At 67.2% G+C, this 19,662-nt stretch carries 13 protein-coding genes; 12 read left to right on the top strand and 1 reads right to left on the bottom strand.

Annotated features, from left to right (window positions below):
* Positions 1 to 7: 7 nt before the first annotated feature.
* The 10 genes from AMYAL_RS0121165 to AMYAL_RS0121210 all read left to right on the top strand — a co-directional run bounded on the left by AMYAL_RS0121165 (position 8) and on the right by AMYAL_RS0121210 (position 10,178).
* Positions 8 to 760, top strand: coding sequence for an MlaE family ABC transporter permease (locus tag AMYAL_RS0121165; RefSeq protein WP_020633292.1), 753 nt, complete (start codon positions 8 to 10; stop codon positions 758 to 760).
* 3 nt (positions 761 to 763) lie between these two features.
* Positions 764 to 1,600, top strand: a complete 837-nt coding sequence (locus AMYAL_RS0121170) for an MlaE family ABC transporter permease (protein WP_020633293.1) — start codon at positions 764 to 766, stop codon at positions 1,598 to 1,600.
* Positions 1,597 to 2,934, top strand: a complete 1,338-nt coding sequence (locus AMYAL_RS0121175) for an MCE family protein (protein ID WP_020633294.1) — start codon at positions 1,597 to 1,599, stop codon at positions 2,932 to 2,934. Before AMYAL_RS0121170 ends, AMYAL_RS0121175 begins: the two co-directional genes overlap by 4 nt.
* Positions 2,931 to 3,962: an MCE family protein gene (locus tag AMYAL_RS0121180; RefSeq protein WP_026467301.1), complete on the top strand. Its 1,032-nt coding sequence runs from the start codon at positions 2,931 to 2,933 to the stop codon at positions 3,960 to 3,962. Before AMYAL_RS0121175 ends, AMYAL_RS0121180 begins: the two co-directional genes overlap by 4 nt.
* Positions 3,959 to 4,945, top strand: coding sequence for an MCE family protein (locus AMYAL_RS0121185; protein WP_026467302.1), 987 nt, complete (start codon positions 3,959 to 3,961; stop codon positions 4,943 to 4,945). The genes AMYAL_RS0121180 and AMYAL_RS0121185 overlap by 4 nt, the downstream gene beginning before the upstream one ends.
* Positions 4,942 to 6,120: an MCE family protein gene (locus AMYAL_RS0121190; protein ID WP_020633297.1), complete on the top strand. Its 1,179-nt coding sequence runs from the start codon at positions 4,942 to 4,944 to the stop codon at positions 6,118 to 6,120. Before AMYAL_RS0121185 ends, AMYAL_RS0121190 begins: the two co-directional genes overlap by 4 nt.
* The gene (locus AMYAL_RS0121195) at positions 6,120 to 7,322 is read left to right on the top strand and encodes an MCE family protein (RefSeq protein ID WP_020633298.1); all 1,203 of its coding nucleotides are present in this window, start codon (positions 6,120 to 6,122) and stop codon (positions 7,320 to 7,322) included. Before AMYAL_RS0121190 ends, AMYAL_RS0121195 begins: the two co-directional genes overlap by 1 nt.
* Positions 7,322 to 8,587, top strand: a complete 1,266-nt coding sequence (locus AMYAL_RS0121200) for an MCE family protein (protein ID WP_020633299.1) — start codon at positions 7,322 to 7,324, stop codon at positions 8,585 to 8,587. The genes AMYAL_RS0121195 and AMYAL_RS0121200 overlap by 1 nt, the downstream gene beginning before the upstream one ends.
* A 31-nt stretch (positions 8,588 to 8,618) precedes the next feature.
* On the top strand, positions 8,619 to 9,140 hold the full coding sequence (locus tag AMYAL_RS0121205) for a hypothetical protein (protein WP_020633300.1): 522 nt from the start codon (positions 8,619 to 8,621) through the stop codon (positions 9,138 to 9,140).
* Between the two features lie 84 nt (positions 9,141 to 9,224).
* A complete protein-coding gene (locus AMYAL_RS0121210; RefSeq protein WP_026467303.1) occupies positions 9,225 to 10,178 on the top strand; it encodes a hypothetical protein in 954 nt (317 codons plus the stop codon).
* Between the two features lie 24 nt (positions 10,179 to 10,202).
* Here AMYAL_RS0121210 and AMYAL_RS0121215 read toward each other — a convergent pair whose 3' ends face one another.
* Positions 10,203 to 11,441, bottom strand: a complete 1,239-nt coding sequence (locus AMYAL_RS0121215) for a hypothetical protein (protein WP_020633302.1) — start codon at positions 11,439 to 11,441, stop codon at positions 10,203 to 10,205.
* A gap of 627 nt (positions 11,442 to 12,068) precedes the next feature.
* Here AMYAL_RS0121215 and rpoB point away from each other — a divergent pair.
* Positions 12,069 to 15,569: a DNA-directed RNA polymerase subunit beta gene (rpoB, locus tag AMYAL_RS0121220; protein WP_026467304.1), complete on the top strand. Its 3,501-nt coding sequence runs from the start codon at positions 12,069 to 12,071 to the stop codon at positions 15,567 to 15,569.
* A gap of 85 nt (positions 15,570 to 15,654) precedes the next feature.
* Positions 15,655 to 19,566, top strand: a complete 3,912-nt coding sequence (locus tag AMYAL_RS0121225) for a DNA-directed RNA polymerase subunit beta' (RefSeq protein WP_020633304.1) — start codon at positions 15,655 to 15,657, stop codon at positions 19,564 to 19,566.
* The last annotated feature ends 96 nt before the right edge of the window (positions 19,567 to 19,662 follow it).

A 19,662-nucleotide genomic window follows, 5' to 3' on the forward strand; every position in this document is an offset into this window, starting at 1 on the left:
AATCGGCATGTTGCGCGAGACCGGGAACCTGTTCGCTCTCGGCCTCGACATCGTTCGTGGCATTTTCCAGCGCCCGTTCCAGCTGCGGGAGTTCATCCAGCAGGCCTGGTTCATCGCGAGCGTCACGATCCTGCCGACGGCGCTCGTCGCGATCCCGTTCGGCGCGGTCATCTCGCTGCAGTTCGGTTCCCTTGCCCGCCAGCTCGGCGCCCAGTCCTACACGGGCGCCGGGTCGGTGCTCGCCACCGTGCAGCAGGCCAGTCCGCTGGTCACCGCGCTGCTGGTCGCGGGGGCCGGTGGCAGCGCGGTCTGCGCCGACATCGGCGCGCGGACCATCCGTGAAGAGATCGACGCCATGGAGGTACTCGGCGTCTCCGCGGTGCAGCGGCTGATCGTGCCGCGTGTGCTCGCGATGATGCTGGTGGCGCTCCTGCTGAACGGCATGGTCAGCGTCATCGGCGTGCTCGGCGGCTACTTCTTCAACGTCGTCCTCCAGGGTGGGACGCCGGGCGCGTACCTGGCGAGCTTCTCCGCGCTGGCCCAGCTGCCGGACCTCTGGGTCGGTGAGCTGAAGGCGCTGATCTTCGGCTTCATCGCCGCGGTCGTCGCCTCCTACCGGGGACTGAACCCGTCCGGCGGCCCGAAGGGCGTCGGCGACGCGGTGAACCAGTCGGTCGTCATCACGTTCCTCATGCTGTTCGTGGTGAACTTCGTGATCACGCTGATCTACCTGCAGATCGTGCCCGGAAAGCTGGACTGACGCATGACCTTCCTCCAGGGCGCCAAGCGGGTCGCCAATCGTCCATTGCAGACGCTGGACAGCCTCGGTGACCAGATGTCGTTCTACGGCCGCGCGTTGCTGTGGACGCCGCGGACGCTGCGCCGTTACACCAAAGAGGTCCTGCGGCTGCTCGCCGAAGTGAGTTTCGGTTCCGGTTCGCTCGCCGTCATCGGCGGCACGGTCGGCGTGATGGTCGGCCTGACGCTGTTCACCGGTGTCCTCGTCGGCCTGCAGGGCTACTCGGCGCTGAACTCGATCGGCACCTCGGCCTTCACCGGCTTCCTGACCGCGTTCTTCAACACCCGTGAGATCGCGCCGCTGGTCGCCGGCCTCGCGCTTTCGGCGACCGTCGGCGCCGGGTTCACCGCCCAGCTGGGCGCGATGCGGATCTCGGAGGAGATCGACGCGCTCGAGGTCATGGGCGTGCCCAGCCTGCCGTACCTGGTGACCACGCGGATCATCGCCGGTTTCGTCGCGGTCATCCCGCTGTACGTCATCGGCCTGCTGAGTTCGTATCTCGCTTCCCGGTTGGTCGTTATCTACATCTACAACCAGTCAGCGGGTACCTACGACCATTACTTCGACCTGTTCTTACCACCGCAGGATGTGCTCTATTCGTTCATCAAGGTGCTGTTGTTCAGCGTCTTGATCATCCTGTCCCATTGCTATTTCGGATACCGGGCCTCCGGTGGCCCCGCCGGTGTCGGCGTGGCTGTCGGCAAGGCGGTGCGGCTGAGCATCGTCACGGTGTCCATCATGAACTTCTTCATCGGTTTCGCGATCTGGGGAACCGACGTCACGGTGAGGATCGCAGGATGATCGCGACAGTCCGGCGCAGGTTGCTCGGCCTGCTCTTGGTCGCCGTGCTCGTCGGCGGGGTGGTGCTGAGCATCGCGCTGTACCAGAAGGCCTTCACGCCCGTGGTGAGCGTGAAGCTCCAATCGGGCAGCATCGGGAACCAGTTGCTGAAGCAGTCCGACGTGAAGGTCCGCGGTCTCATCGTCGGCTCGGTGAAGGACATCGCCGCGACCCCGGACGGCGCGGAACTCACGCTCGCGCTGAATCCGGAGTCGGCGAAACTGATCCCCCAGAACGTTTCCGCACGATTCCTGCCGAAGACGTTGTTCGGTGAGCGTTTCGTTTCCCTCGAAATCCCGGACGCCCCTTCGGCGCGGACGATCGCCGAGGGTGACGTGATCCCCCAGGACCGGACGTCCGGCGCTGTCGAGCTGGAGCAGGCCTTCGCCCATCTGATGCCGGTGCTTCAGGCCGTCCAGCCGCAGAAGCTGTCGAGCACGCTTTCGGCGATCTCCACCGCGCTCAACGGCCGCGGCGGTCAGCTCGGCGACACCCTCTCCCAGCTCGGCTCCTACGTCGGGGACCTGAACCCGCACGAGCCCCAGCTCCAGCAGAACCTCAAGGAACTCGCGAAGTTCTCGGACAATCTCAACGCCGTCGCCCCGGACCTGGTGCAGACCTTGGACAACCTGAGCACCACCACACGCACCGTGGTGGACCAGAAGATGAACCTGCAGAACCTCTACGGCAGCGTCACCCAGGCCTCGGTCGATCTGCAGACCTTCCTGCAGAACAACGCGGACAACCTGATCCGGCTCGCCGACAGCGCCCGCCCGACGGCGGAACTGCTGGCGAAGTACGCGCCGGAGTACCCGTGTGTGATCGGGCAGATGGCCGCCAACCTGCCGAAGATCGACAAGGCCCTCGGCAAGGGCACGGACCGGCCCGGTCTGCACGCGACCATCGAGATCACCGTCAACCGCGGGCCGTACCTGCCGGGCAAGGACGAGCCGAGGTTCGAGGACAAACGCGGTCCGCGCTGTTACGACCTGAAGCAGTTCCCGGACCCGTTCCCGCAGTACCCGCCGGACGGCCCGATCAAGGACGGCAGCACGGCCAAACCGCCGGCGCGGTCGGCCAACGACGGCCTTTCGCCCTCGAACGGCTACGCGAACATCGGCGGTTACAACGGCGGGGGAGCGCCCGGCGGTAGCCCGTCCTACAGCGCGTCCGAATCGGACTTCCTCTCGCAGCTGGTCGCCCCGCAGGTCGGCATGTCCGCCTCGGACGTGCCCGGCTGGGGTTCGCTGCTCGTCGGTCCGCTCTACCGGGGAGCGGAGGTGCACGTCCAGTGAGGGGATTGCTCGCGCCGCTGATCAAGCTCTGTGTCTTCGTCGTGGTCACCGTGCTGTTCACGACGATCCTCGGGATCAGCATCGCCAACATCAACACCACCAGCACCAACGCCTACAAGGCGCGGTTCAGCGACGCGACCCTGCTGCTGCCCAACGACGACGTCCGCATCGCGGGTGTCCGGGTCGGGCAGGTCAAGGACGTCCGCATCGTCGACCGCCGCCAGGCCGAGGTCGAGTTCGAAGTGGACGCCGGCCGCAAGCTGCCCGCCGGGGTCACCGCGCAGATCAAGTTCCGCAACCTGGTCGGCCAGCGCTACGTCTCGCTCGGACAGGGCACCGACTCCTCCGGGAAGAACCTGGCGCCCGGCGGCAACATCCCCCTGGAGCGGACCACGCCCGCGCTCGACCTGACGCAGCTGTTCAACGGGTTCAAGCCGCTGTTCACCGCGCTCAACCCGGACGACATCAACAAGCTGTCCTACGAGGTCATCCAGGTCCTGCAGGGCGAAGGTGGCACGATCGAGAGCCTGCTGAAGCACACTGCTTCGCTGGCCACCACGATCTCCGACAAGGACCAGGTGATCGGTGAGGTCATCGACAACCTGAACTCGGTCCTCGACACGGTCAACGCGCATACGCCGCAGCTGAACGACCTGATCGTCAAGCTGCAGCAGCTGGTCTCCGGCCTCGCCGCGGACCGCGAGCCGATCGGTGACGCCATCGACTCGCTCGGCACGCTCGCGCAGACCACGTCCGGCCTGCTCGGCGAGGCTCGCGAGCCGCTCAAGCAGGACATCGCTGCGCTCGGCACGCTGACGAAGAACCTCAACGACAGCCAGCCGATCGTCGAGCACTTCATCCAGTTCCTGCCGCAGAAGGTGACGGCGCTGACCCGCACGGCCGACTACGGCTCCTGGTTCAACTTCTTCGCCTGCGAGCTGAAGGGGGCCGTCGCCCTGCCTCCGCTGATCAACGCGCCGATCGATCTGCCGCTGCTGCCGGTGAACCGGGCGAGGTGCACGGCATGAAGTCGTTCCAGAAACGCAATCCGATCCCGATCGCGCTGGTCGGCATCTCGGTGCTGCTGCTCGGTTTCCTCGCCGCGCTCAACTCCGAGGACCTGCCGGTGATCGGCGGCGGCACCACCTACACCGCGGACTTCAGCGAGGCCTCCGGGCTGCAGCAGGACAACGACGTCCGGGTCGCCGGGGTGAAGGTCGGCAAGATCTCCGACATCAAGCTCGACGGCGACAAGGTTCGGGTCTCCTTCAAGGTCAAGGACGCCTGGCTGGGCGACAAGACCAGCGCGGCGATCAAGATCAAGACCGTGCTCGGCCAGAAGTACCTGGCGCTCGACCCGCAGGGCCAGCGCACGCTCGACCCGAGCGCGACCATCCCGCGTGAGCGCACAGCGTCGCCGTTCGACGTCCTCGACGCTTTCCGCGGGCTTTCGCAGACCGTCGACGACATCGACACGACGCAGCTCGCGAAGAGCTTCGACGTCATCACAGAGACCTTCGCCGACACCCCGGCCGACGTGAAGGGCGCCCTGAACGGCCTTTCGCGTCTCTCGGACACGATCGCCAAGCGTGACTCGCAGCTGTCGAGCCTGCTCGCGAACACGCGGCAGGTCTCGCAGACGCTCGTCGACCGCGACGCCGAGTTCCAGAAGCTCCTGGCCGACGGCAACAAGCTGCTCGGCGAGGTGTCCCGCCGCAAGGACGCGATCACCGCGCTGCTGGACGGTTCGCGCAACCTCGCCACCCAGCTCAAGGGCCTGGTCGACGACAACGACGCGCAGCTCGACCCGGTACTCACCCAGCTCGACCAGCTGACCTCGATGTTGCAGCGCAACCAGGACGCCCTCGGCCAGGGCGTCGCGCGGTTCGCGCCGTTCATCCGGGTGTTCACGAACACGATCGGCAACGGCCGCTGGTTCGACAACTACATCTGCGGACTGGTCCTGCCGTCGTTCGGGCCGATCAACGACAAGGGGTGCTACGAGAAATGAGTACCCGTCTCGGTTCCAGCCTCGCGCGCGGCTTCACCATCGCGATCGTGCTCGCGCTGGTCGTCGCCGGCGCGCTGTGGTGGACGCTCAAGGACGCCGGCCGCAACCACGTGACCGCCTACTTCGCCGGAGCTGTCGGCCTCTACGAGGGCAACAGCGTCCGCATGCTCGGCGTCGACATGGGCACGGTCACCAAGATCCAGCCGATGGGCAACCAGGTCCGCGTCGAACTCGAATACGACCGTTCGGTGGCGGTGCCCGCCGACGCGAAGGCGATCATCGTGTCGCCGTCGCTGGTCAGCGACCGATACGTGCAGCTGGCCCCGGCCTACAAGGGCGGCGCGCGGATCGCCGACGGCGCCGTCATCGGCCTCGACCGCACCGAGGTCCCCCTCGAAGTCGACGAACTCGCCGCCAGCCTGTCCAGGGTCAGCAAGTCGCTCGGGCCCAACGGCGCCAACAAGAACGGTTCGCTGTCGAACCTGCTCGACACCGCCGCGAAGAACTTCGACGGCAACGGGCAGGCGCTGCACGACACGATCACGAAGCTCGGCCAGGCCGCGGGCACGTTGTCCGGCAACTCCGGCGACCTGTTCAAGACCGTCGAGAACCTCGGCTCCTTCTCCCAGACGCTGGTGAACAGCGATTCGCAGGTCCGCGACTTCGAGCGGCAGCTCGCCGACGTCAGCGGATTCCTCGCGGGGGAGAAGGACAACCTCGCCGCGACGGTCAAGCAGCTGTCGGACACGCTCACCGCGGTCCAGGCGTTCATCGAGAAGAACCGTGACCGACTCAAGTCCAATGTGGACAAACTGGCCAGCGTGACCAAGGTGCTCGTGGACCAGCGCGGCGCGCTCGCCGAGATCCTCGACGTCGCCCCGGTCGGCCTCGGGAACCTGGTCAACACCTACAACGCCTCGTCGGGCACGCTCGACGCGCGGGCCAACCTCAACGAGCTCACCCAGCCGCCGCTGGTGATGGTGTGCAACCTGCTCAAGCAGACCCCGGACGCGCTCGACGCGCTGGGCGACGCGTGCAAGGGGATCGCCGGACTGGTCGACGGGCTGGTGCCGCTGCCGTCCATCGCGCAGGTGATCCAGTCCTCGCAGGCGGGCCAGTTGCCACCGCTTCCGCTGCCCATCGCGGGGCAGCTCTACGGATCGGCGGCCAAGTGATGAAGAAACTTGCTTTCGCGGCCGTCGGGACCGTCGCGGCGCTGACGTTGAGCGGCTGCGGGTTCAGCGGGATCTACGACGTCCCGCTGCCCGGTGGCGCCGAACTCGGCGACCACCCGTACACGGTCAAAGTGCAGTTCCGGGACGTCCTCGACCTGACCCCGCAGGCCGGGGTGAAGGTCAACGAGGTCTCCATCGGCCGTGTCGAAGCGATCGGGCTGACCCAGGACGGCTGGAACGCCGAAGTCACCCTCCGGGTGAACGGCGACGTGAAGCTGCCGTCGAACGCGCTGGCCAACGTCAAGCAGTCGAGCCTCCTCGGCGAGAAGTACGTCGAGCTGGCCGCGCCCGCCGACGGGCAGGGCAAACTCGCCGACAACGCGGTGATCCCGCTGGCCCGCACGAACCGCAGCGTCGAGGTCGAGGAACTGCTCGGCGCGCTTTCGCTGCTCCTCAACGGTGGTGGCGTCGACCAGCTCAACACCATCACCAAGGAACTCAACAACGCCACCAGCGGCCGCTCGCCGGAGCTCAAGGCGCTGCTGAACAACACCAACGAGCTGGTCTCGAACCTGGACAGGCAGTCCGCGAACATCACGCGGGCGCTCGACGGGCTGAACCGGCTCTCGCTCACCCTGAACGGTCAGAAGGACAAGCTGGTCGGCGCGGTCGACAACCTCGGCCCCGGCCTCGGCGTGCTGGAACAGCAGCGCGGCCAGCTGGTGACCATGCTGAACGCGCTCAACAGCCTCTCCGGGGTCGCCGTCGACACGGTGAACAAGAGCAAGGAAGACCTCGTCGCCGACCTCAAGGCGCTTCAGCCGACGCTGCAGAAGCTCGGCGAGGCTGGCTCGGATCTGCCCAAGGCCCTGGAGATCCTGTTGACCTTCCCGTTCAGCGACGCCGCGTACGACGGGGTCAAGGGCGACTACTTCAACCTGTTCGCGAAGGTCGACCTGAACCTGAACGAGATCCTCAAGAACCTCGGCCGCAGCCGGCAGAACCCGCTCCAGGACGTCATCCCGGTGCCGGGGCTGACCGGCGGGACCGAAGGGCCGGGCGTGAACCCGCCGCTGCCGATCCCCGACAGTGTCGGCGGGACCCAGGCAGGCGGCCAGGCGAGCGTGCCGCAGGGCGGCGGGAAGCCGCAACAGACCGGACCCGCCGGGATCTTCGGCCTGCTGTCGGGAGGTGCCGGCTGATGCTGGTCCGTAGGACGAAAATCCAGCTGGTCGCGTTCGCGATCATCTCCGTGGTCTTCATCGTGTACGCGCTGATCCGGTTCGCCGGGCTCGGCCAGGTCTTCGGCGACGAGGGCTACACGGTGAAAATGCAGCTCAAGCAGTCCGGCGGCATCTTCGAGAACGCCGAGGTCACCTACCGGGGCTTCAACATCGGCCGGGTCGGCCAGCTGCGCCTGACCAAGACCGGCCTGGAAGCCGACCTCAACATCGCGCCGGACGCCCCGCAGGTGCCCGCCGATCTGGACGCCGTGGTCGCGAACCGGTCGGCGGTCGGCGAGCAGTTCGTCGACCTGCGGCCCAAGAGCGAGAACGGGCCGTTCCTCAACGCGAGCTCGGTCATCCCGGCAGACAAGGTCAAGACGCCGGTGCCCACCGAACAGCTCATCGGCGACCTCGACAGCCTCGCGGCGTCGGTGCCGACCGACTCGCTGCGCAAGGTCGTCGACGAGTCGTACAACGCCTTCAACGGCACCGGCCCGGACCTGCAGCGGCTGCTCGACACCGCGCGGAGCTTCACCGCGACCGCGCAGGAGTACCTGCCGCAGACCGTCCAGCTGCTGGAAAAGGGCGGACAGGTCCTCGAAACGCAGAACGACATGGCGAGCTCGATGAAGTCGTTCAGCGCGGATCTCAACAAGCTGTCCGGCACGCTGAAGAACTCCGACGCCGACATCCGGAAGCTGATCGGGATCACCCCGCAGGTGGCGAACCAGATCAGCTCGGTGCTCGCCGAATCCGGACCGGGGCTGGGCGCGCTGACGGCGAACCTGCTCACGACGTCGAATCTGCTGGTGACCCGGCTGGACGGGCTGGAGCAGGGCCTGGTGACGTACCCGATGCTGGCCGCGGGCGCGAACAGCGTCGCCAACGACGGCACCGCGCACCTGGGTCTCGCGCTCAACCTGTTCAACCCGCCTTCGTGCACCAAGGGCTACATCGGCCTCGACAAGTACCGCGAAGGCACCGACACGACGGTTCGCCCGCCGAAGGACGACGCGTACTGCGCCGAGCCGAAGGGCAGCCCGATCAACGTGCGCGGTTCGCAGAACGTGCCGTACAACGGGGTCCCGCAGATCCCGACCGAAGGCGACGTCGCGAAGAACGCCGGCCGGTCCGCCGAGGAACTGGCGGCCCTGCGCGCGGCACAGGGTATGCCGAGCGTCCTGCAGAGCCCCGGTGTCAGCCTGGCCAGCCTGGGTGCGCTGCTGGGCCTGCCCGGCTGAGCCCGAGACCGTATACCTACCCTGGAGTGTCATGAGTTCTTCTCGATCGCGGACCCTGGTCCTCGGGGCGGCCGCCTTCGCCCTGGCCGCCTTCGTCGCCGCGGCGATCTTCGGTGTCCAGTGGGCCGTGGCCGCGTCGGACGACAACGCCGACCTGGCGCGCTCGCGGGACGCGGTGGCCGATGCGGGCGGCCGCGCGATCAAGGCGTACACCGAGGTCGACTTCGAGAACCTCGACGCGTTCTTCAACCAGCAGAAGGCCGTCTCCGACGACAAGATGAGCCAGCAGCTGGCGCAGCTGGAGCCGACCTACCGCAAGGCGCTCAGCGACGCGAAGACCAAGGTCGCGACCACGATCCAGGACATCGCGGTCGAGGAACTCGACGACCACGAGGGCAAGGCGAGCTTCCTCGCCGCCATCACCACCCAGGTCACCCAGGGCGACAAGTCGAGCTCGAAGGCGTTGCGCCTGGAGGTCTCGATGACACGGGTCGGCGATGAGTGGAAGTTGTCCGGGATCGACAACGTGCCCCTCGTCGCGGCCGGTCAGTAAGCGCGTCACCTAGAACGGAGCCTCGTAGTGCCCCCCTCCCGTCGCCAGCCCCCTCGCAGCACTCCACCGGTGCGCCGCCCACGGGTGGCCGGTCTGCGGCGGCCCCCTTCCGCTCCCGAGGCCCCCGCCTCGGAGGTCTCTGCTTCGGAAGTCTCTGTCTCGGAGGTCGACGAGACGCCGGTGCGCCGTCCGTCGCCGCGGCCCGCTCCGCGCCCGGCGCCTGAGCCTGAGCCTGCCGAGTCCTCTGAGGACGTTGCTGACGTTGCTGAGGCTGTCGAGACCGTCGAGGAGCCCACGGAGGTCGAAGAGGCTCCCGAAGAAGAGGTCGTCGCGAAGCCGAGCCCGCGTGCGAAGACGCGTGCGGTCGCCGAGCAGAAGCCGGACGACATCGAAGAGGCCGAAGCCGCGATCGCTTCCGAGCCTGCCGAGCCTGCTGAGGCTTCCGAGGTCGAGAAGAAGCCGGGCTCCGGCAAGCTGATCCTGGCGTGCGCGCTGGTCGTCATCGGGCTGCTGCTGGCCGCGACCGCGGTGCTGTTCAAGATCCAGGCCGACGACGTGTCCAGCTCGACGGACAACACGGCGCTGCTGGACGTCGCGAAGACCGCGCAGGTCAAGGACCAGGTCGCGAAGGCGACCGAGGCGCTGTTCTCGTACGACTACAAGAACATCTCGAAGACCGAGACCGCGGCGGGCGACCTGCTGGTCAACGACGAGGTGCGGGCGAAGTACAACCTGCTGATGGGCGAGGTCAAGCGGCTGGCCCCGCAGCAGAAGATGGTCGTGACCTGCAAGGTCACCCGCAGCGCCGTCATCCGGCTGGAAGGCGACCGGGCCGACGTTATGGTGTTCGTCGACCAGAGCTCGACGCGGGCCGACACGAACAAGACCACCGCCGGGAGCGCGCAGCTGCATTTGAACGCGGAGCTGCAGGGCGACAAGTGGAAGATCACGGCGATGAACACCTACGCCGCTCCGCCGAACCCGGCGGCCTCCCAGGCCTCCGCTTCACCCCCCGCCTCCCCGGCCCCCTCCAAGTAGCGCCCCCGGATCGCGTTTAGCCCGCTAAACGCGATCCGGCCCCCTGGACCGGAGCTTGAAGCTCGCCGTCCGCGCCTTCTTGGCCATCGCCCGGTCCGGATGCTCCGCGCCGACCACGTCCAGGAGCTCGCGGGTGGCCGGGTGGCCGGAGGACGTCAGCAGGTCGACCACGTCGAAGCCGTCGTCCAGGTCGGCGAGCTGATGGACGAACGAGCCGAGCACGTGCATGGCCGCGTAGTGGTCGGTCATCCCGATGGCGACTTCGTCGCGGGTGACCGTTTCGCGCCGGATCGCTCCCCGCTCGGACAGCCACATCGCGGCGACCGCGCCGGGCAGGCCGCCCTCGGCGCGGACTCCGGCCGCGGCTTCGATACCGGGCTCGCCGGTGGCCCCGAGCACGACCAGGGCGAACAGTCGCCCCTCGGGACGCTTCGTGGTCCGGAGGAACTCACTCGCTTCCTCGATCGTGGCGGAGGGCGATCGGTGCCGGGCCCAGGCCTTCAGCTCGGCGTCCATGATCGACGGTGCGGTGCCGATGAGGCCCGAACACAGGCTGTCGAGACTTTCGTCCGCGGATTCACCGACGACCGGCGCGTCCACCCCGGCCGCGCGGAGTTCCCGGTTGATCGCCCATACGGCGATCGGGGTGAGCCAGATCATCGCCGGTGACGGGCTGGGATCGCCCGTGACCTTGGTGACCGCCGCGAGTTCGGCCGGATCCGCGACGCCCTGATGGAGGGCGCCGAGCCGTTCCAGGAGGTCCAGCGTGACCGCCACCGCGTGACGTGTCGACTCGCCCGGTTCGAGGCCGAGCAGCGCCGCCAAGACCTCGGGGAGGAGGTCGACGGGAATCGGGGTCGGACCCGATCCGTAGAGCGTGAAAGCGATCGTCGAGACCAGCCGGGGAAGCATCAGGTCGAAACCTGGAGGCAGGTCGCCGTCCTCGGCGATGAAGACGGGGCCGGTTTCGCCGATCGTCAGATACGCCCGCTCCCAGAGCTCGACAGGGCTGTCGAGGAGGTTCGCGTTCTCCTCGACGGCTACGTGCGCTCCGTCGACGACGCGGACCAGCCCGCAGGCCTCGGCCCAGCGGGGGATCAGCGCGTTGTCAGGTTCGCCGGGCTCGCCCAAAGCGGCGACGTAGCGGCGAAGGTCCTTCAGGACGAGGCTCTGCTCCGCGGCGACCCGCAGCTCGGCCTCCGTGGGCAGAACAGCCGCGCGCATCGGCGGCGGCGCGTCGGACTCGGGCCTCTGCTCGGTCATGCCTCCAGTCTCGCAGTGTCGGCCGGATCGACTTTCGCCCCCTAATCGCGATCCGGGGGCCTTCCTGTGCGCCGCACCAGCCAGCCCACCGGCCACAGCCGCCACAGGCCCCCAGCGGCCTCGGAGCGCCCCGCTCCGACCCGGTGACTCTGGGGAACACCCCACCGGCGGGATCGCGTTTAGCCCGCTAAACGCAGGTCGGCGCCCCAGCGTCGTCACCTGCGGGTACCGGGCGGTAACCAGGATGATCGTCCTGTGAAGCGTCCTGCGCGGAGCCACTTCCACGCTGCGCCAACCGGCGGGACCACCGCGCGGCATCTTGACTCAGAGCCCCTGTGGGGTCACGCTTACTGGCAACGGTGAGAACCGGCGGTGCCCTTGCGGGAGGGACGGTCCGGGGAAGCCAGGAGAGGCATACCTGAAGACGTTGCGATGCAGGCTGGGCCCCATCGGGAGCGCCCCCTGGACAGACCGCGACGTTCGGGCTAGACTGCTTCTTTGCGCTGCCCTCTTTCAGGCTGCCCGGAGCCGGTAGTTAGGATAGTGGGCACACGGCACCCTTGACAGTCCGCATCAGCTGTTGCTGACGCGGCTGCTCACCGCTCATTGTCCCCGGAAGGACGCATCTTGGCAGTCTCTCCCGCGAACCAGGCCACTGCTGCGACCACCTCGGCTGTATCTCGCTCGGAGTCCACGGGAATCCCCGGAGCCCCCAAACGGGTCTCCTTCGCAAAGATTCGCGAGCCGCTCAGCACCCCGAACCTGCTCGACGTGCAGATCAGGTCCTTTGAATGGTTCACCGGCGACGAGGCGTGGTTCGAACGCCGCGTCGAAGAAGGTGAAGAAAACCCGGTCGGCGGCCTGGAAGAGGTCCTCAACGAGATCTCGCCGATCGAAGACTTCTCCGGATCCATGTCGCTGTCCTTCTCCGACCCGCGCTTCGACGAGGTCAAGGCCTCCGTCGAGGAGTGCAAGGACAAGGACATGACGTACGCGGCCCCGCTGTTCGTGACCGCCGAGTTCGTGAACAACAACACCGGCGAGATCAAGAGCCAGACGGTCTTCATGGGCGACTTCCCGGTGATGACCGACAAGGGCACCTTCGTCATCAACGGCACCGAGCGTGTCGTCGTGTCCCAGCTGGTCCGTTCGCCCGGTGTGTACTTCGACACCAGCGTCGACAAGACCACGGACAAGGACGTCTTCAACGTCCGCGTCATCCCGAGCCGGGGTGCCTGGCTCGAGTTCGACGTCGACAAGCGCGACACCGTCGGCGTCCGCATCGACCGCAAGCGCCGCCAGCCGGTCACCGTGCTGCTGAAGGCGCTCGGCTGGACCACCGAGGCGATCCGCGAGCGTTTCTCGTTCTCCGAGACGCTGCTCGCCACCCTCGAGAAGGACCACACCGCCGGCACCGACGAGGCGCTCCTCGACATCTACCGCAAGCTGCGTCCGGGCGAACCCCCCACCAAGGAGAGCGCGCAGACGCTGCTGGAGAACCTGTTCTTCAAGCCGAAGCGCTACGACCTGGCCAAGGTCGGCCGGTACAAGGTCAACAAGAAGCTCGCCCTGACCACGCCGTACGACACCGGGACGCTGACCGAAGAGGACATCGTCTCGACGATCGAGTACCTGGTCCGCCTGCACGCGGGCGAGGACAAGGTCACCGTCGGCGACCAGACCATCCCGGTCGAGACCGACGACATCGACCACTTCGGCAACCGTCGTCTCCGCACCGTCGGCGAGCTCATCCAGAACCAGATCCGCGTGGGTCTGTCCCGGATGGAGCGCGTCGTCCGCGAGCGGATGACCACCCAGGACGTCGAAGCGATCACGCCGCAGACCCTGATCAACATCCGCCCCGTCGTGGCGGCGATCAAGGAGTTCTTCGGTACTTCGCAGCTGTCGCAGTTCATGGACCAGAACAACCCGCTGTCGGGGCTGACGCACAAGCGTCGTCTGTCCGCCCTCGGCCCCGGCGGTCTGTCGCGTGAGCGCGCCGGCATGGAGGTCCGTGACGTCCACCCGTCGCACTACGGCCGCATGTGCCCGATCGAGACGCCGGAAGGCCCGAACATCGGCCTGATCGGTTCGCTCTGCTCGTACGCACGGGTCAACCCGTTCGGTTTCATCGAGACCCCGTACCGCAAGGTCGTCGAGGGTCGCGTCACCGACCAGGTCGACTACCTCACCGCGGACGAGGAAGACCGCTTCGTGAAGGCGCAGGCGAACGCGCCGATCTCGGACGACGGCACCTTCGTCGAAGATCGCGTCCTGGTCCGTAAGAAGGGCGGCGAGGTCGAGCTGATCGACCCGCTCGACGTGGACTACATGGACGTCTCGCCGCGGCAGATGGTCTCGGTCGCGACGGCGATGATCCCGTTCCTCGAGCACGACGACGCGAACCGCGCGCTGATGGGCGCGAACATGCAGCGTCAGGCCGTTCCGCTGCTGCGCAACCAGGCGCCGTACGTCGGCACCGGTGTGGAGCTGCGCGCCGCGGTCGACGCCGGTGACGTGCTCGTCGCCGAGCAGTCCGGTGTCGTCGAGGAGCTCTCGGCCGACCTGATCACGATCATGCACGACGACGGCACGCGGAAGAGCTACGGACTGTACAAGTTCCGCCGCTCCAACCACGGCACCTGCTTCAACCACCGCCCGATCGTCAACGAGGGCGACCGGGTCGAGCAGGGTCAGGTCATCGCCGACGGCCCGTCCACCGAGAACGGTGAGATGGCGCTCGGCAAGAACCTGCTCGTCGCGGTCATGCCGTGGGAGGGCCACAACTACGAAGACGCGATCATCCTCTCCGAGCGCCTGGTGCAGGACGACGTGCTCACGTCGATCCACATCGAGGAGCACGAGATCGACGCCCGCGACACCAAGCTGGGCGCCGAGGAGATCACACGGGACATCCCGAACGTCTCCGAGGAGGTCCTCGCCGACCTCGACGAGCGCGGCATCATCCGCATCGGTGCCGAGGTCCGCGACGGCGACATCCTGGTCGGCAAGGTCACGCCCAAGGGTGAGACCGAGCTGACCCCGGAAGAGCGTCTGCTCCGCGCGATCTTCGGTGAGAAGGCCCGCGAGGTCCGCGACACCTCGCTGAAGGTGCCGCACGGCGAGACCGGCAAGGTCATCGGCATCCGCGTGTTCTCGCGCGAGGACGACGACGAGCTGCCCCCCGGCGTCAACGAACTGGTCCGCGTCTACGTGGCCCAGAAGCGGAAGATCCAGCCGGGCGACAAGCTCGCCGGCCGCCACGGGAACAAGGGTGTCATCGGCAAGATCCTCCCCGCCGAGGACATGCCGTTCATGGAGGACGGCACGCCCGTCGACATCATCCTGAACACCCACGGTGTCCCGCGTCGTATGAACATCGGTCAGGTCCTGGAGCTTCACCTGGGCTGGCTGGCGTCGCAGGGCTGGAAGATCGAGGGCAACCCCGACTGGGCGAAGAACCTCAACGAGGAGCTCTACGACGTCGACCCCGGCACGAACACCGCCACCCCGGTGTTCGACGGCGCCAAGGAAGAGGAGCTCACCGGGCTGCTCGCGGCGACCAAGCCGAACCGCGACGGCGAGCGCATGGTCAAGCAGAACGGCAAGGCCACGCTGCTCGACGGCCGCTCCGGCGAGCCGTACCCGTACCCGGTCTCGGTCGGCTACATGTACATCCTGAAGCTGCACCACCTTGTCGACGACAAGATCCACGCCCGGTCCACCGGCCCGTACTCGATGATCACGCAGCAGCCGCTGGGTGGTAAGGCGCAGTTCGGTGGCCAGCGGTTCGGCGAGATGGAGTGCTGGGCGATGCAGGCGTACGGCGCCGCATACACCCTGCAGGAGCTCCTGACGATCAAGTCGGACGACGTGGTCGGCCGCGTGAAGGTGTACGAGGCCATCGTCAAGGGGGAGAACATCCCCGAGCCGGGTATCCCGGAGTCGTTCAAGGTGCTCCTGAAGGAGCTCCAGTCGCTCTGCCTCAACGTCGAGGTGCTGTCCAGCGACGGCGCCGCGATCGAGATGCGCGACTCCGACGACGAGGACCTCGAGCGTGCCGCGGCCAACCTCGGCATCAACCTGTCCCGCAACGAGTCGCCCTCGGTGGACGACGTCGTGCACTGACCCGCGATGAGGTGGGAGCCCGCCAGGCTCCCACCTCCGCTCGCCAACTCCTCTAGTCGCATCAACCCCAAGGGGATGTAAAGACGTGCTGGACGTCAACTTCTTCGATGAGCTCCGCATCGGCCTCGCCACCGCCGACGACATTCGTCAGTGGTCCTTCGGCGAGGTGAAGAAGCCGGAGACCATCAACTACCGGACGCTCAAGCCCGAGAAGGACGGCCTCTTCTGCGAGAAGATCTTCGGCCCGACTCGGGACTGGGAGTGCTACTGCGGTAAGTACAAGCGGGTCCGCTTCAAGGGCATCATCTGCGAGCGCTGTGGCGTCGAGGTCACCCGCGCCAAGGTGCGCCGTGAGCGGATGGGCCACATCGAGCTGGCCGCCCCCGTCACCCACATCTGGTACTTCAAGGGTGTTCCCTCCCGCCTGGGCTACCTGCTCGACCTGGCGCCGAAGGACCTCGAGAAGATCATTTACTTCGCGGCCTACGTGATCACCGGTGTGAACACCGAGCTGCGGCACAACGACCTGCCGACCCTCGAGAACGAGATCGGCGTCGAGCGCAAGAACCTCGAGACCAAGCGCGACGCGGACATCGAGGCACGGGCGCAGAAGCTGGAAGCCGACCTGGCCGAGCTGGAGGCGGAGGGCGCCAAGTCCGACGTCCGCCGCAAGGTCAAGGAAGGCGGCGAGCGCGAGATGCGTCAGCTGCGTGACCGCGCCGGTCGCGAGCTGGACCGTCTCGAAGAGGTCTGGACGACCTTCACCAAGCTCGACGTGCGTCAGCTGATCGCCGACGAGCTGCTCTACCGCGAGCTCATCGACCGGTACGGCGAGTACTTCACCGGCGGCATGGGCGCGGAGGCCATCCAGAAGCTGGCCACCGAGTTCGACGTCGCGGCCGAAGCCGACAACCTGCGCGACACCATCCGCAACGGCAAGGGGCAGAAGAAGCTCCGCGCGCTGAAGCGGCTCAAGGTCGTCGCGGCCTTCCAGGCCACCGGCAACGACCCGCGCGGCATGGTGCTCGACGCCGTCCCGGTGATCCCGCCGGACCTGCGCCCGATGGTCCAGCTCGACGGTGGCCGGTTCGCCACCTCCGACCTGAACGACCTCTACCGCCGGGTCATCAACCGGAACAACCGGTTGAAGCGGCTCATCGACCTCGGCGCACCCGAGATCATCGTCAACAACGAGAAGCGGATGCTGCAGGAGGCCGTCGACGCGCTGTTCGACAACGGCCGCCGCGGCCGCCCGGTCACCGGTCCCGGTAACCGCCCGCTGAAGTCGCTGTCCGACCTGCTCAAGGGCAAGCAGGGCCGGTTCCGTCAGAACCTGCTCGGCAAGCGTGTCGACTACTCCGGCCGTTCGGTCATCATCGTCGGCCCGCAGCTGAAGCTGCACCAGTGCGGTCTGCCGAAGGACATGGCGCTCGAGCTGTTCAAGCCGTTCGTCATGAAGCGGCTGGTCGACCTGAACCACGCGCAGAACATCAAGTCCGCCAAGCGGATGGTGGAGCGCTCGCGGCCGCAGGTGTGGGACGTCCTCGAAGAGGTCATCACCGGCCACCCGGTGATGCTGAACCGTGCGCCGACCCTGCACCGCCTCGGTATCCAGGCCTTCGAACCGCAGCTGGTCGAAGGCAAGGCCATCCAGCTGCACCCGCTGGTCTGTGAAGCGTTCAACGCGGACTTCGACGGTGACCAGATGGCCGTGCACCTCCCGCTTTCCGCGGAGGCGCAGGCCGAGGCCCGCATCCTGATGCTGTCGGCGAACAACATCCTTTCGCCGGCGTCGGGCCGTCCGCTCGCCATGCCGCGTCTGGACATGGTGACCGGTCTGTTCCACCTGACCCGCCTGAACGAAAAGGCCGACGGCGCGGGCTTCGCGTACTCCTCGCCTGCCGAAGCGATCATGGCGTACGACCGCAAGGCGCTGAGCCTGCACGCTCCGGTCAAGATCCGCATCGTCGACCGTCAGCCCGCCAAGGCCGACGAAGCGGCGCTCGCGGAGAAGGGCTGGGAGCCGGGCAAGGCTTGGCTGGCCGAGACCACCCTGGGCCGCGTGCTGTTCAACGAGCTGCTGCCGGCGGACTACCCGTTCATCAACGAGCCGATGCCGAAGAAGCGTCAGGCCCTGATCGTGAACGACCTCGCCGAGCGTTACTCGATGACCCAGGTCGCGCAGACCCTGGACCGCCTGAAGGACGCCGGTTTCTACTGGGCGACCCGTTCGGGCGTCACGGTCGCGATCTCCGACGTGCTGGTCCCGAAGGGCAAGAAGGCCATTCTGGACGAGTACGAAGGCAAGGCCGACCAGGTCGAGAAGCGGTACCAGCGTGGTCAGCTGTCGCACGCCGAGCGCAACAACGAGCTCGTCAAGGTGTGGACGCAGGCCACCGAAGAGGTCCACAAGATCATGGAGACGGCGCTGCCGGACGACAACCCGATCGCGATGATCGTGAAGTCGGGCGCGGCGGGCAACATGACGCAGGTCCGGTCGCTGGCCGGTATGCGTGGTCTGGTGTCGAACCCGAAGGGTGAGTACATCCCGCGTCCGATCAAGGCCAACTTCCGTGAAGGCCTGTCGGTGGCGGAGTACTTCATCGCGACGCACGGTGCCCGTAAGGGTCTGGCGGACACGGCGCTCCGTACCGCCGACTCGGGTTACCTGACCCGTCGTCTGGTGGACGTGTCGCAGGACGTCATCGTCCGCGAGATCGACTGTGGCACCACCCGCGGCATCAACATGCCGATCGGTGAGGACATCGGCGACGGCAAGGTCCTGCGCGACCAGCACGTCGAGACCAGCGTGTACGCGCGGAACCTGGCGACCGACGCGGTCGACGCCAAGGGCAACGTCGTGCTGAACGCCGGTGACGACATCGGTGACCCGGCGATCGACAAGCTCATCGGCAGCGGGATCTCCAAGGTCAAGGTGCGTTCGGTCCTGACCTGCGAGTCGGCCGTCGGTATCTGCGCCACCTGCTACGGCCGGTCCATGGCGACCGGTCAGCTCGTCGACGTCGGCGAGGCCGTGGGTATCGTCGCGGCCCAGTCGATCGGTGAGCCGGGTACGCAGCTGACGATGCGTACGTTCCACCAGGGTGGTGTGGCCGGTGACGACATCACGACCGGTCTGCCCCGTGTCCAGGAGCTGTTCGAAGCCCGTGTCCCGAAGGGCAAGGCGCCGATCGCCGACGTCGATGGCCGCGTGCGCATCGAGGAGAGCGAGCGGTTCTGGAAGATCACGCTGATCCCGGACGACGGCAGCGAAGAGATCGTCTTCGACAAGCTGTCCAAGCGTCAGCGGCTCGCGAACACCCCGAACGGCCCGCTGGGCGACGGTGACCGTGTCGCCGTCGGTCAGCAGCTGCTCGAGGGCACGCCGGACCCGCACGAGGTCCTGCGGGTCATGGGGCCGCGCGAGGCGCAGATGCACCTGGTGGACGAGGTCCAGAAGGTGTACCGGGCGCAGGGTGTGTCGATCCACGACAAGCACATCGAGGTCATCGTGCGGCAGATGCTGCGCCGCGTGACGATCATCGACTCCGGTGCCACGGACTTCCTGCCGGGCGAGCTGCCCGAGCGGACCAAGTTCGAGGCGAAGAACCGTGCGTCGGTCGCCGAAGGCGGCGAGCCTGCTTCGGGTCGCCCGGTGCTGATGGGGATCACGAAGGCCTCGCTGACCACGGACTCGTGGCTGTCGGCGGCCTCGTTCCAGGAGACCACGCGTGTCCTGACCGACGCGGCCATCAACGGCCGCTCGGACAAGCTCGTGGGCCTCAAGGAGAACGTGATCATCGGTAAGCTGATCCCGGCCGGTACCGGGATCAACAAGTACCGCAACATCCAGGTGCAGCCGACCGAGGAGGCGCGGGTCGCCGCTTACGCGATCCCGTCCTACGACGACGGCTACTACACCCCGGATGTGTTCGGCTCCACGCCGGGCGCCGCGGTGCCGCTGGACGACTACGACTTCGGCCGCGACTTCCGCTGATCCACCCCGCTCCACCCCGAAGCGCCCCTGGCCCCCGGCCAGGGGCGCTTCGCTTTCCCCACCCCCTCCCACCTGCCGGATCGCGATTAGCCCGCG

The organism is Amycolatopsis alba DSM 44262 (genome assembly GCF_000384215.1).
GTDB classification, from domain to species: domain Bacteria; phylum Actinomycetota; class Actinomycetes; order Mycobacteriales; family Pseudonocardiaceae; genus Amycolatopsis; species Amycolatopsis alba.